Consider the following 13563-nt stretch of genomic DNA (forward strand, 5'->3'; position numbering starts at 1 on the left):
CCCCCTGGCCCCGAAGCCGGTCCTGGTTCTTGGCCAGGGCCACCAGGTGCGGCTCGAGCCCCTCGGGCCGCAGCCGCTCCCGGTGGGCCAGGGGGTCCCCGCCGGGCCCGGCGGCGGGGTCGTCGGCCAGCCGCGCGAGCAGCGCCCGCCCCGCCGGCGACGTCAGCGCCTGCACGTCCTCGGGGGCCTCCACGGGGCCCATGCTGCCGCAGCGCCGCCCGGGGGAGGGCGTCTGGCACTCAGGGGGCGGGAGTGCTAGCGTCACGCCCAGCGTCGGGTGGCACTCCGCACCAGGGAGTGCCAACGGCGGGGCGGTGCCGCCGGCACCCGCGACGACGGTCGCGCACCACCCCGTCCACCGACCACCCCGTACAGAGTTCGCGACAGCAGAAGGGGAGGGCCGCTCAGTGTCGGTCTCCATCACTCCGCTCGAGGACCGCATCGTCGTCAAGCCGCTCGACGCGGAGCAGACGACCGCCTCCGGTCTCGTCATCCCGGACACCGCCAAGGAGAAGCCCCAGGAGGGCGAGGTCCTGGCGGTCGGCCCCGGCCGCGTGGACGACAACGGCAACCGCGTGCCGGTCGACGTCACCGTCGGCGACAAGGTCATCTACTCGAAGTACGGCGGCACCGAGGTCAAGTACGGCGGCGACGAGCTGCTGATCCTCTCGGCCCGCGACGTGCTCGCCAAGGTCGCCAAGTAAGCAGCGGCAGCACCCCGACGCCCCGGCGCCCGTGAACCGGGCACCGGGGCGTCCGCGTTCCGCAGCACAGCCGGAAGACCCCGAGGAAGGAACGACATGGCCAAGCAGCTCGCGTTCGACGACGCCGCCCGCAAGTCCCTGGAGCGCGGAGTCGACGCGCTCGCGAACGCCGTCAAGGTGACGCTCGGCCCCCGCGGCCGCAACGTCGTCATCGACAAGAAGTGGGGCGCTCCCACCATCACCAACGACGGCGTGACCATCGCCCGCGAGGTGGAGCTGGAGGACGCCTACGAGAACCTCGGCGCCCAGCTCGCCAAGGAGGTCGCCACCAAGACCAACGACGTCGCCGGCGACGGCACCACCACGGCGACCGTCCTGGCCCAGGCCCTGGTCAAGGAGGGCCTGCGCAACGTGGCCGCGGGCGCGGCGCCGTCCGGCCTCAAGCGCGGCATCGACAAGGCCGTCGAGGCGGTCAACGACAAGCTGCTCGAGCTGGCCCGCGACGTCGACGGCAAGGGCGACATCGCCCACGTCGCGACCATCTCCGCGCAGGACGCCACGGTCGGCGAGCTGCTGGCCGACGCCTTCGACAAGGTCGGCAAGGACGGCGTCATCACCGTGGAGGAGGCCTCCACCACGGCGCTGGAGCTGGACTTCACCGAGGGCATGCAGTTCGACAAGGGCTACGTCTCGCCCTACTTCGTCACCGACGCCGAGCGCCAGGAGGCCGTCCTGGAGGACGCCTACGTGCTCGTGCACCAGGGCAAGATCTCCACGGTGCAGCAGCTGCTGCCGCTGCTGGAGAAGGTCCTGCAGGCCTCCAAGCCGCTGCTGATCATCGCCGAGGACGTCGAGGGCGAGGCACTGTCGACCCTGGTGGTCAACAAGATCCGCGGCACCTTCAACGCGGTGGCCGTCAAGGCCCCCGGCTTCGGCGACCGCCGCAAGGCGATCCTCGGCGACATCGCCACCCTCACGGGCGCGCAGGTCGTCGCGGAGGAGGTCGGCCTGCAGCTGGACCAGGTGGACCTCGACGTGCTGGGCACCGCCCGCCGCATCACGGTCACCAAGGACGACACGACCATCGTCGACGGCGCCGGCTCGTCCGACGAGGTCGCGGGCCGCGTCGCCCAGATCAAGGCGGAGATCGAGCGCACCGACTCCGACTGGGACCGCGAGAAGCTGCAGGAGCGCCTGGCCAAGCTCGCCGGCGGTGTCGTCGTCATCAAGGTCGGCGCGCACACCGAGGTGGAGCTGAAGGAGAAGAAGCACCGCATCGAGGACGCCGTCTCCGCCACGCGCGCCGCGATCGAGGAGGGCATCGTCGCCGGCGGCGGCAGCGCCCTGACCCACGCGGTGTCCGTCCTGGAGGACGGCCTGGGGACCACGGGCGACGAGGCGACCGGCGTCAAGCTGGTGCACCGCGCCGCCACCGAGCCGCTGCGCTGGATCGCCGAGAACGCCGGCGAGGAGGGCTACGTCGTCGTGGAGAAGGTCCGCGGCCTGCAGCCGGGCCACGGCCTCAACGCCGCGACCGGCGAGTACGTCGACCTGGTCGCCGCGGGCGTCATCGACCCCGTGAAGGTGACGCGCTCGGCGCTGCGCAACGCGGCCTCGATCGCCTCCATGGTCCTCACCACGGACACGCTGGTGGTGGACAAGAAGGAGGAGGAGCCGGCGGCCGCCGGGCACGGCCACGGGCACGGCCACTGACACCGCCCCGCACGTGCGAGAGGCCCGGTCCCCCCGAGGGGGCCGGGCCTCTTCGCGTCGGTCCCGGCGGGACCGGCGCGCTCCGCGCCGTGCGCCGCACCACCGCGCGCGCGGGCGGAGCGGGTGGCTGTCAGCTGGCGATGCGCAGGGTGCGGCGGCGCTCCGCCGCGTAGATGGCCTCGCGGTCGTCCTCGGTCAGGCCGCCCCACACGCCGTAGGGCTCGCGCACCTTCAGGGCGTGCTGCTTGCACTGCTGGATGACGGGGCAGGCGGCGCACACGGCCTGCGCGGCGGCGTCGCGGTTGCGGCGGGCCGGGCCGCGCTCGCCCTCGGGGTGGAAGAAGAGGTTGGGGTCCGCCTCGCGGCAGGAGCCGTCGAGCTGCCACTCCCAGATGTCGGCGACGGGACCGGGGAGGCGGGAGATCTCAGCCATGGTGCGCTCCTCTTCGAGGGGGCGGGGCGTCCACCGCGGGTGCGGCGGTCACGAGGACGTGGATGAACCTACAACCGCGCCAGAAGTTGTTCAAGGCCCTGTCTGGAGCGATCTGCGCCACACGGGATCGCGCCACTCGCCCGGCTCCGCTGGTGCGGTCGGTCGGCGCGGCGCCGCTGACCTGCGGTGGCGAACGCGTGAACAGCCCCTGGCCGACCGGTGACCGGGCGGTACCCGCCGCGACGACCCGCGACCGGGGCGTGACCGGTTCGTGAAGCGTTTTCCGGCGCGGGACGCCCGCCGGAGCGCCCGCCGGAGCGCCCGCCGGAGCGCCCGCCGGAGCGCCCGCCGGAGCGCCCGGCGGCGCGTCCTGCCGGCGACGGGGCCCGGTGGGCCGCGCCCCGCCGGGTCGGCTGGCAGCCGCCGGCGCCGGCGGGCAGGATCGGGGCGTGCCCTCGCCGACCGAGGGGTCCGGTGCGCGCACGGCCCCCCGCATGACGCTGACCGTGGCCGCCGTCGCGCGCCGCCTCGGCGTCGCGCCGGCCACCCTGCGCACGTGGGACCGGCGCTACGGCCTCGGCCCCTCCGAGCACACCGCGGGCGCGCACCGGCGCTACTCGGCCACCGACCTGGCCCGCCTCGTCGTCATGCGCCGCCTGACCCTGGAGGGCGTGGCGCCCGCCGAGGCCGCCGGCATCGCCGCGACCACCGCGGTCGGCGACGGCGGGTTCGCCCTGGCCAGCGTCTCGACGATCCCGGCCTCGGTCATCGACGCCGCCGTCACCGACGCCGCCGCCATCGCCGGCCCCGGCGGGGACCTGGACCCCTCCCGCGGGCTGGCGGCCCCGCTGGCGCCGGGCTCGCCGGAGCCCGCGGTGACCGCCCGGCCGCCCGCTCCCCGCGCCGGCCGGGACGACCCGCAGGACGACCCGCAGGACGACGCGCGGGACGACCCTCAGGACGACGCCGACGACGCGGACGAGGTGGAGGCGCCACCGCGGGCCCCGGGATCCGCCGACGTCGGCGACTGGGCCGTGCAGAGCCTGGCCGACCGCTTCGGCGACGAGCTGCGCGCCCGCGGCGCGGCCGCCGCCTGGGACGCCGTCCTGGCGCCGGCCCTGGCCACCCGCGACACCGCCCTGACCGCCGCCGTCGACCGCGCGCTGCGCGCCACGGCGGTGCTGGAGTCCGAGCGGGCCGTGCTGCTGGCCACCCTGGAGGCGCCCGCCGGACCCGCCGTCGCCGAGCCGTCGGCCGGTCTGCTGCTGCGCGCGGCCGCCGGCGCCCTGGCCGAGGCCGGGGCCGGCAGCCGCACCACCGGCGCGGGCGTGCCGGTGCGGATGCTCGCCGCGGCCGTGCGCCGCGCCCGCCCGCCCGCGGTGCTGCTGCACGCGCGGGTCCCCCGCTCCACCGCCGACCTGGACCCGCTGCTGCGGGTGCGCCCGGCGCCCCTGGTCGTGCTGTGCGGCACGGCCTGGTCCGGGGACGTGCCGGCCGGGTGCGAGCGGGCCGCGACCCTCACCGAGGCCGTCGCCCGCTGCCTGGCGGCCGTCACCGCCTGATCGACCGCAGGACGGGGCCGCGCGACCGCGCCAGCACCGGGCCGCCCCACCGCGCCAGCACCGCGCCACCACCCGGCCAGCGGGTGCCACCGCCTCGCGCGACGGGCTCAGGTCACCGGACCGGTGTGCCGATGACACTTCCGTGAGCCGCCTCCCGCGCGCTCGCAGCGGTGCCACGGACGGCCCGCTCCACCGGAACAGGGAAGAGGTAAGGCGGTGGCAACGGTACTGGTCTGCGACGACCTGCCGCTGGCCCGCGAGGCCATGCGTCGCATGGTCGCCGCGGTGCCCGGCGTGACCCGGGTCGTCGGTGCGTCGTCGGGCGAGGAGGCGCTGCAGCGCTGGCCCGTCGAGCGTCCCTCGCTCGTCGTGATGGACGTGCGGATGCCCGGCATCGGGGGGGTCGAGGCGGCGCGCCGCCTGCTCGCCCGGCACCCCGAGGCCAACGTCCTCATGGCCACCATGGCCGAGGACGGCGACGGGGTGGCGCGCGCGGTCGCCGCGGGCGCCCGCGGCTACCTGGTCAAGGACGTCTCGCGCGAGGAGCTCGCCACGGCCGTCCTGCAGGCGCTGCAGGACGTCTCGCGCCGCCGCGGTGGCGCGCGCACCCGCGCGGTGCCCACCGGCCGCGCCCCCGCGCTCACCGAGCGCGAGCAGCAGGTGCTCGTCGGGATGAGCCGCGGGCGCAGCAACGCCGAGATCGGGCGCGAGCTGTTCCTGTCGGAGGACACCGTCAAGACGCACGCCCGCCGCCTCTTCCGCAAGCTCGAGGCCGCCGACCGCGCGCAGGCGGTGGCTGTGGGATTCCGCTGGGGTCTCGTACGGTAGGCGGGTGAGCCCCGGGGGCGACGAGGCCGGAGGCCGGCCTGCAGCGGACGCCGATCGGCGCGCCGCTGCAGGCGCCCCCGGTGACGCCGTCGACGTCCTCGAGGACGCCCCCGGGCCCCGCGACGACCTCGACGGGGACCCCCTGGAGGACCCCCTGGAGGACCCGCTGGAGGACCCTCCCGGGGACCGTGTAACGGGACCGGCCGCCCCGCCGATGGACAGGGTGGATGCCGGGGGGCTCCAGGAACTGGCGGCCCGCGCCCTGACGGGGGAGCAGGGCGCGGTCGCCGACCTCCTGGCAGCGGTGCGCCGCCTCGTCCACCGTTACTGCCGGGCTCGGCTCGGGCGCATGCCCGGTGCCGATCACGCTGCGGAAGACGCAGCACAGGAGGTCTGCATCGCCGTGCTGACGGCACTGCCCCGCTACAAGGACACGGGTCGCCCGTTCGAGGCGTTCGTGTACCGCATCGCGGCCAACAAGGTCGCGGACGCGCAGCGGGCTTCCTACCGGGCGCCGGTGCCCACCGACGAGGTCCCCGACGCCGCGACTGCCGAGCCCGGCCCCGAGCAGCTGGCCCTGGACGCCTTCGACGCCGAGACCGTCGGCCGTCTCCTGGACACGCTGCCGCCCAAGCTGCGCGAGATCATCACGCTGCGCGTGGGTGCGGGGCTGTCCGCCGAGGAGACCGGCCGCGCCCTGGACATGACCGCCGGCGCCGTCCGCGTCGCCCAGCACCGCGCCGTGCAGCGGCTGCGCAAGACCGCCCTGGCCGACGCCTCCCTGCGGGTGACGTCGTGACCGGCCGCCGCGGGCACCTGCGCGAGCAGCGCGACGCCGCGCCCACCGTGCCCGAGCTGCTGGCCACCGACGCGCTGCTGGACCGCCTGGGCAGCCACACCGCCACCGAGGAGGACCTGCGCGACGTCCTCGCGCGCGTCCTGGACGGCTACGCCCTGCACGCCGACCCGCGCACCGCGGGCGTGCGGCCGCTGCAGCTGCCGGAGGAGCTGCCCGCGCCGGGCGCCGAGCCGCCGGGGGAGGTGCGCGCCGGTCACCTGCGGGTGCTCACCGCCCGCCGCCGCACCCTGCGGCGCGCCGCGCGCGGCGGTGCGGCCGTCGCGGCCGCCCTCGCGCTGCTGGGCGGGACGGCCGCCGCGGCCGCCACCCACCGCGCCCCGGCCACCGTCGAGGAGAGCCTGGCCACCGAGCGGCAGGTGCCCTCGTGGCTGCCGACGCAGGTGTACGAGGTGTTCGGGCCCAGCCGCGACCAGCTGGTGCAGCAGGAGGTGGCCCGCGCGTCGGCCGCCGCCAGCGCGGGGGAGACCGACGTCGCCGTGCAGCGCGTGCGCGACCTGGTGCGCCTGCTGGAGTCCGGCGGCGCCGACCCGGCGCTCGTCGCGGAGGCCAGCAGCGCGTTCCTGGAGATCAGCCGGGGAGCGGCCGTCGCGGTCGGCGCGGGCGCCGCCGACGACCCCGCGGCGGTGCCCGGCGCGCCCGCCGCGACCAAGCTGCCCGAGCTGGTGCGCGCGTCCCGCACGGCGGCGCCGGTCCTGGCGCCGGTCCTGCTGTACCCGCCGAGCACGGTCGCGCCGACGCGGCCGCCGGCGACGGACGGGCCGACGACCGCCCCGACCCGCCCGCCGGCCACCACGCCGGCGCAGCCGTCGCCGTCCGCGCCCCCGCAGACGCAGGCCCCGGCGCCGACCCCGACGCAGACCTCGCCGCAGGCCCCGTCCCCGACGCGGCCGCCGACGCAGGCCCCGTCCCCGGTCGTGCCGCCGGTGACGCCGAGCACGCCGCCGGTGACGCCCACGACGCCGCCCCCGGTGACGACCCCGCCGACGAGCACCCCGCCGACGAGCACCCCGCCGACGAGCGTCCCGCCGACGAGCTCGCCGGGCGAGGAGCCCACGGGCACGCCCGGCGACACCGCGGCCCCCGGGCCCACCGAGGTCCCCGGCGGGACGCCGACCGCTCCGGTCACCTCGCCGGGCGGGCAGCAGGGCGAGGGTCCGGTGGTGACGCCGAGCACGGCGCTGGCCGTCCCCTCGCCCTCCCCGTCGCCGCAGCCGTCGTCGCCCACGGGCACGGCCGTGCCCACGGGCACGACGACGTCCAGCCCCACGGACCCGCAGGTCCCGAGCGCGGACGGAGCGGCACCGGCGGCGCCGTAGCATCGAGGGTGTGAGCGTGCACCCCGACAGGACCGCGGACGACAGCCACGACACCGGGTGGGCCGACTGGGCCGAGCGCGATCCGTTCGCCCTCACCGGTCTCACCTACGACGACGTCCTCCTCCTGCCGGGGGAGTCGGACGTCGTCCCCTCCGAGGTGGACGCCTCGACGCGCGTGTCCAAGCGCGTGAGCCTGCGCATCCCCCTGCTCAGCTCGGCGATGGACACCGTCACCGAGTCCCGGATGGCCATCGCGATGGCCCGCCAGGGCGGGCTGGGCGTGCTGCACCGCAACCTGTCCGCCGACGAGCAGGCCGCCCAGGTCGACCTGGTCAAGCGCTCGGAGTCGGGCATGGTGACGCAGCCGGTGACCACCACCCCGGACGCGACGCTGGCCGACGTGGACGCGCTGTGCGCGCGCTACCGCATCTCGGGCGTGCCGGTCGTGGACGGCGAGGGCACCCTCGTCGGCATCGTCACCAACCGCGACCTGCGCTTCGAGGACGACTTCTCCCGCCCGGTGCGCGACGTCATGACGCGCATGCCGCTGGTGACGGCCCCGCGGGGGATCTCCCCGGCCGACGCGGTGCAGCTGCTGCGCAAGCACAAGATCGAGAAGCTGCCGATCGTCGACGAGCGCGACCGCCTCACCGGGCTGATCACGGTGAAGGACTACACCAAGAGCGAGCAGTACCCGCTGGCCACCAAGGACGCCGACGGCCGGCTGCGGGTGGCCGCCGCCATCGGGATCTTCGAGGACGCCTGGAAGCGGGCGATGGCGCTGGTGGACGCCGGGGTCGACGTGCTGGTCGTCGACATGGCGCACGGGCACTCGCGCGCGGTGCTGGAGATGATCTCGCGGCTGAAGTCCGACAGCGCGGTCGCGCACGTGGACGTGGTGGGCGGCAACGTGGCCACGCGGGCGGCGGCGCAGGCCCTGGTGGACGCGGGCGTGGACGGCATCAAGGTGGGCGTGGGCCCCGGCTCGATCTGCACGACGCGCGTCGTGGCGGGCGTGGGCGTGCCGCAGGTGACGGCGATCCACGAGGCGGCGAAGGCGGCCCGCCCGGCGGGCGTGCCGGTCATCGGCGACGGCGGGCTGCAGTACTCCGGCGACATCGCCAAGGCGCTGGTGGCGGGCGCGGACACGGTGATGCTGGGTTCGCTGCTGGCCGGCTGCGACGAGAGCCCCGGCGAGCTGGTGTTCATCAACGGCAAGCAGTTCAAGAGCTACCGCGGGATGGGCTCGCTGGGCGCGCAGCAGACCCGCCAGGGCGGGCGCTCGTTCTCCAAGGACCGCTACTTCCAGAACGACGTGGCCTCCGACGACCGGTTCGTGCCCGAGGGCGTGGAGGGCCAGGTGCCCTACCGCGGGCCGCTGGGAGCGGTGGCCCACCAGCTGGTCGGCGGGCTGCGGCAGTCGATGTTCTACGCGGGGGCCCGCTCGGTGACCGAGCTGCAGCGCACGGGCCGCTTCGTGCGGATCACGGCGGCGGGGCTGAAGGAGAGCCACCCGCACGACATCCAGATGACGGTCGAGGCCCCCAACTACTCGGGGCGCTGAACCGGGACTGCTCGGGGCGCTGACGCCGCGCCGTCCCCGGCCCCCGCGCGGGGGCCGGGAACGGCGGCCGGGTGCCCCCGGGCCCGGCCGGTAGCCTTGCGCGCGTGCAGGAGATCGAGATCGGCCGCGGCAAGCGGGGACGGCGCGCCTACAGCTTCGACGACATCGCCGTCGTCCCGAGCCGGCGCACGCGCGACCCGGAGGACGTGTCGACCACCTGGCAGATCGACGCGTACCACTTCGACATCCCGGTGCTGAGCGCGCCGATGGACTCGGTGGTCTCCCCGGCGACCGCGGTGGCGCTGGGCCGCCTGGGCGGGCTGGGGGTGCTCGACCTCGAGGGCCTGTGGACCCGCTACGAGGACCCGGAGCCGCTGCTGGCGGAGATCGCCGGCCTGGACCCGGCCGTGGCCACGCGCCGCATGCAGGAGCTGTACGCCGAGCCGGTCAGGGCCGAGCTCATCACCTCCCGGCTGGCGGAGGTCCGTGCGGCGGGCGTCACGGTGGCCGGGGCGCTGTCGCCGCAGCGCACGCAGGAGTTCTGGAAGGTCGTCGTCGACGCCGGTGTCGACCTGTTCGTCATCCGCGGCACGACGGTGTCGGCCGAGCACGTGTCCGGCAGCAGCGAGCCGCTGAACCTCAAGCGCTTCATCTACGAGCTGGACGTGCCGGTCGTGGTCGGCGGCGCGGCCACCTACACCGCGGCCCTGCACCTGATGCGCACGGGCGCGGCGGGCGTGCTGGTCGGCTTCGGCGGCGGCGCCGCGCACACGACCCGCACGACGCTGGGCATCCACGCCCCGATGGCCAGCGCGGTGGCCGACGTGGCCGCCGCGCGCCGCGACTACATGGACGAGTCGGGCGGGCGGTACGTGCACGTCATCGCCGACGGCGGGATGGGCACCAGCGGCGAGATCGTCAAGGCGGTGGCGTGCGGCGCGGACGCCGTCATGCTGGGCGCGGCCCTGGCGCGCGCCACCGAGGCCCCCGGCCGCGGCTGGCACTGGGGCCCGGAGGCCCACCACGCGGTGCTGCCGCGCGGGGAGCGCGTCCACGTCGGGACGGTCGCGCCGCTGGCGGAGATCCTCACCGGCCCGGGCCGCGCCGCGGACGGCACCACGAACCTCGTCGGCGCGCTGCGCCGCTCGATGGCCACGACGGGCTACTCGGACCTGAAGGAGTTCCAGCGCGTCGAGGTCGTCGTCTCGCCCTACCAGCCGACGCGCTGAGGAGCGGCGCGCCGTGACGCAGCAGCGCTGGACGCCGGACGCGATGGGCCCGCAGACGGGCCGCACGGTGCTCGTCACGGGCGCCAACTCGGGCCTGGGCCTGGTGGTGGCCACGGAGTTCGCCCGCCGCGGGGCGGACGTGCTGATGGCCTGCCGGAACTCCGAGCGCGCCCGCGCCGCCGTGCAGCGGCTGCGCCGCGACGTGGCCGACTCCGGCCGGGAGGCCTCGGTCGAGGTCGTGGCCCTGGACACCGCGGACCTGGCCAGCGTGCGCCGGGCGGCCGCGGACGTGCTGCGCCGGCGCTCCAGCGTCGACGTGCTGGTCAACAACGCGGGCGTCATGGCGCCGCCGCCGGGCCGCACCGTGGACGGCTTCGAGACGCAGGTGGCCACCAACCACCTGGGCCACTTCGCGCTGACGGGCCTGCTGCTGCCGGCGCTGCTGTCCGGCGGCGGGGGCCGCGTGGTGACGGTCTCCAGCGTCGCGGCGCGCTCGGGCCGGCTGGACCGCGAGGACTACCAGAGCGAGCGCGGGTACCGGCGCTGGCGGGTGTACGGGCGCTCGAAGCTGTCGAACCTGCTGTTCGCGGCGGAGCTGCAGCGCCGGGCGGAGGCCGCGGGCCTGCCGCTGCTGTCGGTGGCCGCCCACCCGGGCGTCGCGCACACGAACCTGACGACCTCCGGACCGGTGCGCGACCGCGGCCGGCTGGTGCGCGCGGTGGCCGAGCGGGTGTCGCGGGTGCTGGGGCAGCCGGCCTCGCAGGGCGCCTGGCCGCTGCTGCGCGCGGCCACGGACCCGTCCGCGGCGGGCGGGGACTGCTTCGGCCCGGACGGGCCCGGGCAGGCGCGCGGGTTCCCGGTGCGGGTGCAGGTCCCGCCCGCCGCGCACGACCCCGGCGACGCGGCGTGGCTGTGGGCGCGCTCGGCGGAGTGGACGGGCGTGGACCCGGCCGAGCTCAAGCGCGGCTGACCCCGGCGGGCAGCACGTCCAGCAGGGCGCGCAGGGCCGGCGCCGGGTCGGGCCGGTGGACGCGGAACAGCTCGGCGCGGTGCCGGTCGGGGCGGTGGCCGTCCCCCTCGTCCAGCTCCAGGTAGCGCACGCCGTCCAGCCGCAGGCGCAGGACGCCGGCGGGCACGACGGCGGCGCCGACACCGGCGTCGACGAGGGCCAGCAGGGTGTGCACCTGGTTGGCGGTCGCGGCCACCGGCGGGCGCGCGCCGACGGCGGTGAACGCGGCGTCGACGAGGCGGTGCAGGGCCGGCGCCAGGTCCGCGGAGTGCGTGACCAGCGGGTGCGCGGCCAGGTCGGTGAGGGTGACCGACGCCCGCCCGGCCAGCGGGTGGGCGGCGGGGACGGCGGCGACGAGGCGCTCGGAGCGCACGAGCCGGGCCCGCAGGTCCGTCCCGGGCGGCAGGCCGCGGACGAGACCGAGGTCGAGCGTGCCCGCGGCGAGCGCGGCCAGCTGCGCGCGGGAGTCGGCCTCCTCCAGCTCCAGGCGCACCCCGGGCAGGTGCTCGCGGGCCGGGGCCAGGTGCTCGCCGAGGACGGTGAGCCCGGCCAGGACGGTGAAGCCGACCCGCACCCGGCCCGTGCGCCCGGCGGCCGCCTCGCGGGCCGCGGCGCCGGCGTCGGCGGCCTCGGCGAGCAGCCGGCGCGCGTGCGGCAGGAACGCGGCCCCGGCGGCGGTGAGGACGGCCCCCCGCGGGGTGCGCTCGAACAGGCGCGCGCCGACGGCCGCCTCGAGCTTCTGCACGGCCCGGCTCAGCGGCGGCTGGGTGCGCGACAGGGACTGCGCGGCGCGGCCGAAGTGGCCGGTGTCGGCGACGGCGACGACGGCGCGGACCTGCTCCAGCGTGTAGTCCACGGGTCCATCGTGGCAGTCGCGATGCTCTTCGTGCACCGGGTCATGCCTGATCGATGTTGGACGGGCATGACCCGCCCTCCCTACGGTGGGCGCGACCTCGACCGGACCGCTCACCTGGAGACCGCCGCGATGACGCTGCAGACCCACACCGTCGTCCCCGACCTCGCCGGCCTGCACCTGGGCCGCGGCGAGGCCAGCACCGACCGCATCACCGGGGTCCGCCTGTCGCGGGCGACGCTGCCGCTGGGCAACCCCGTCAGCGACGCGAAGGTCTTCACCGGCCGGCAGCGCCCGCTGACCGAGGTCGCGTTCCTGTTCGCCGAGGTCGTCACCGAGAGCGGCCTGACGGGTCTGGGCTGGAGCTACTCCAAGCGCGCCGGCGGGCCCGGGCTGTTCGCCCACGCCCGCGAGATCGCCCCCGACCTGCTGGGGGAGGACCCCAGCGACACCGCCCGGCTGTGGACGAAGCTGGTGTGGGCGGGCGCCTCGGTGGGCCGCAGCGGCCTGGCCACGCAGGCCATCGCCGCCTTCGACGTCGCGCTGTGGGACCTCAAGGGCCGCCGGGCGGGGCTGCCGCTGGCCAAGCTGGTCGGCGCGCACCGCGACACCGTCGCCGCCTACAACACCTCCGGCGGGTTCCTGTCGGTGCCGGTCGAGGCCCTGGTGGACAACTGCCGCGCGGCGGTCGAGCGCGGCATCGGCGGCATCAAGCTCAAGGTCGGCCAGCCGGACAAGAAGGCCGACCTGGCGCGCGTGGCCGCCGTGCGCGAGGCGCTGGGCGACGACGTGACGCTCATGGTCGACGCCAACCAGCAGTGGAACCGCCAGGACGGCCTGCGGATGGGCCGCGCGCTGGAGCGCTTCGGCCTGGAGTGGATCGAGGAGCCGCTGGACGCCCACGACGCCGAGGGGCACGCCGCGCTGGCCGCCGCCCTGGACACCCCGGTCGCCACGGGCGAGATGCTCGCCAGCGTCGCCGAGCACCAGGAGCTGCTGCGGCTGCGCGCGGTGGACTACCTGCAGCCGGACGCCCCGCGCGTCGGCGGCATCACGCCGTTCCTGAAGCTGCTGACGCTCGCGGAGGTCGCCGGCGTCAGCCTGGCGCCGCACTTCGCGATGGAGATCCACGTGCACCTGGCGGCGACGTACCCGCACACGGCGTGGGTGGAGCACTTCGAGTGGCTGGAGCCGCTGTGGAACGAGCGGCTGGAGCTGCGCGACGGGCGCATGGTCGTGCCCTCGCGCCCGGGCCTGGGGCTGAGCCTGTCGGAGCGGGCGCGCGCCTGGACGAGCGAGACCGCCGAGTTCGGCGCGCCCGTCCCCTCCTGACCCCCCCTCTGCTCCCGACCGCTCCCCACCCCTCCGGGGGGGGGGGGGGGGGGGGGGGGGGCGGGTGGGGGGGGGGGGGGGGGGGGGGGGGGGGGGGGGGGGGGGGGGGGGGGGGGGGGGGGGGGGGGGGGGGGGGGGGGGGGGGGGGGGGGGGGGGGGGG

Annotated in this window: 11 protein-coding genes and 2 pseudogenes; 10 read left to right on the forward strand and 3 right to left on the reverse strand. The window is 76.9% G+C overall.

Annotated elements, in window-relative coordinates; translation table 11 throughout:
• Positions 1–193, reverse strand: a pseudogene (locus ACRYMY_RS18570) (hypothetical protein); the annotation flags it as partial.
• Between the two features lie 214 nt (positions 194–407).
• On the opposite strand from ACRYMY_RS18570, the gene groES reads away from it, so the two are divergent.
• Positions 408–704: a co-chaperone GroES gene (gene groES / locus ACRYMY_RS18575; RefSeq protein ID WP_369055760.1), complete on the forward strand. Its 297-nt coding sequence runs from the start codon at positions 408–410 to the stop codon at positions 702–704.
• A 96-nt stretch (positions 705–800) separates the two neighbouring features.
• Positions 801–2417: a chaperonin GroEL gene (gene groL / locus ACRYMY_RS18580; RefSeq protein WP_432548704.1), complete on the forward strand. Its 1617-nt coding sequence runs from the start codon at positions 801–803 to the stop codon at positions 2415–2417.
• Positions 2418–2547: 130 nt separating this feature from the next.
• Here the strand turns inward: groL and ACRYMY_RS18585 are convergent, their stop codons facing one another.
• Positions 2548–2850 carry a WhiB family transcriptional regulator gene (locus ACRYMY_RS18585; RefSeq protein WP_369055758.1) on the reverse strand — a complete coding sequence of 101 codons (303 nt, stop codon included), beginning with the start codon at positions 2848–2850 and terminating at the stop codon, positions 2548–2550.
• 494 nt (positions 2851–3344) lie between these two features.
• On the opposite strand from ACRYMY_RS18585, the pseudogene ACRYMY_RS18590 reads away from it, so the two are divergent.
• The 7 genes and pseudogenes from ACRYMY_RS18590 to ACRYMY_RS18620 all read left to right on the forward strand — a co-directional run.
• A pseudogene (locus ACRYMY_RS18590) lies at positions 3345–3542 on the forward strand (MerR family transcriptional regulator); the annotation flags it as partial.
• Positions 3543–4628: 1086 nt separating this feature from the next.
• Positions 4629–5240 carry a response regulator transcription factor gene (locus ACRYMY_RS18595; protein WP_369055757.1) on the forward strand — a complete coding sequence of 204 codons (612 nt, stop codon included), beginning with the start codon at positions 4629–4631 and terminating at the stop codon, positions 5238–5240.
• Positions 5241–5454: 214 nt separating this feature from the next.
• Positions 5455–6039, forward strand: coding sequence for an RNA polymerase sigma factor ShbA (gene shbA, locus ACRYMY_RS18600; protein ID WP_432548709.1), 585 nt, complete (start codon positions 5455–5457; stop codon positions 6037–6039).
• Entirely contained in the window at positions 6036–7415 is a 1380-nt protein-coding gene (locus tag ACRYMY_RS18605; protein ID WP_432548705.1) for a hypothetical protein, read from the forward strand. The genes shbA and ACRYMY_RS18605 overlap by 4 nt, the downstream gene beginning before the upstream one ends.
• Positions 7416–7539: 124 nt before the next feature.
• Positions 7540–8979 carry an IMP dehydrogenase gene (guaB, locus tag ACRYMY_RS18610; RefSeq protein WP_432548710.1) on the forward strand — a complete coding sequence of 480 codons (1440 nt, stop codon included), beginning with the start codon at positions 7540–7542 and terminating at the stop codon, positions 8977–8979.
• Between the two features lie 104 nt (positions 8980–9083).
• A complete protein-coding gene (locus ACRYMY_RS18615) occupies positions 9084–10208 on the forward strand; it encodes a GuaB3 family IMP dehydrogenase-related protein (protein ID WP_432548706.1) in 1125 nt (374 codons plus the stop codon).
• 13 nt (positions 10209–10221) lie between these two features.
• Positions 10222–11178: an oxidoreductase gene (locus tag ACRYMY_RS18620; RefSeq protein WP_432548707.1), complete on the forward strand. Its 957-nt coding sequence runs from the start codon at positions 10222–10224 to the stop codon at positions 11176–11178.
• Here ACRYMY_RS18620 and ACRYMY_RS18625 read toward each other — a convergent pair.
• On the reverse strand, positions 11165–12073 hold the full coding sequence (locus ACRYMY_RS18625; protein ID WP_432548708.1) for a LysR family transcriptional regulator: 909 nt from the start codon (positions 12071–12073) through the stop codon (positions 11165–11167). The genes ACRYMY_RS18620 and ACRYMY_RS18625 overlap by 14 nt on opposite strands.
• Before the next feature lie 129 nt (positions 12074–12202).
• Between ACRYMY_RS18625 and ACRYMY_RS18630 the strand changes: the two genes are divergently transcribed.
• Positions 12203–13402, forward strand: a complete 1200-nt coding sequence (locus ACRYMY_RS18630; RefSeq protein WP_432548711.1) for an L-talarate/galactarate dehydratase — start codon at positions 12203–12205, stop codon at positions 13400–13402.
• The last annotated feature ends 161 nt before the right edge of the window (positions 13403–13563 follow it).

The organism is Kineococcus haloalkalitolerans (genome assembly GCF_050871905.1).
Taxonomy (GTDB): domain Bacteria; phylum Actinomycetota; class Actinomycetes; order Actinomycetales; family Kineococcaceae; genus Kineococcus.

What these genes read in the sequence shown, in the direction of transcription:
- groL (WP_432548704.1), top strand. Translation starts at nt 801, where the DNA reads ATGGCCAAGCAGCTCGCGTTCGACGACGCCGCCCGCAAGTCCCTGGAG.
- ACRYMY_RS18585 (WP_369055758.1), bottom strand. Translation starts at nt 2,850, where the DNA reads ATGGCTGAGATCTCCCGCCTCCCCGGTCCCGTCGCCGACATCTGGGAG.
- shbA (WP_432548709.1), top strand. Translation starts at nt 5,455, where the DNA reads ATGGACAGGGTGGATGCCGGGGGGCTCCAGGAACTGGCGGCCCGCGCC.
- ACRYMY_RS18630 (WP_432548711.1), top strand. Translation starts at nt 12,203, where the DNA reads ATGACGCTGCAGACCCACACCGTCGTCCCCGACCTCGCCGGCCTGCAC.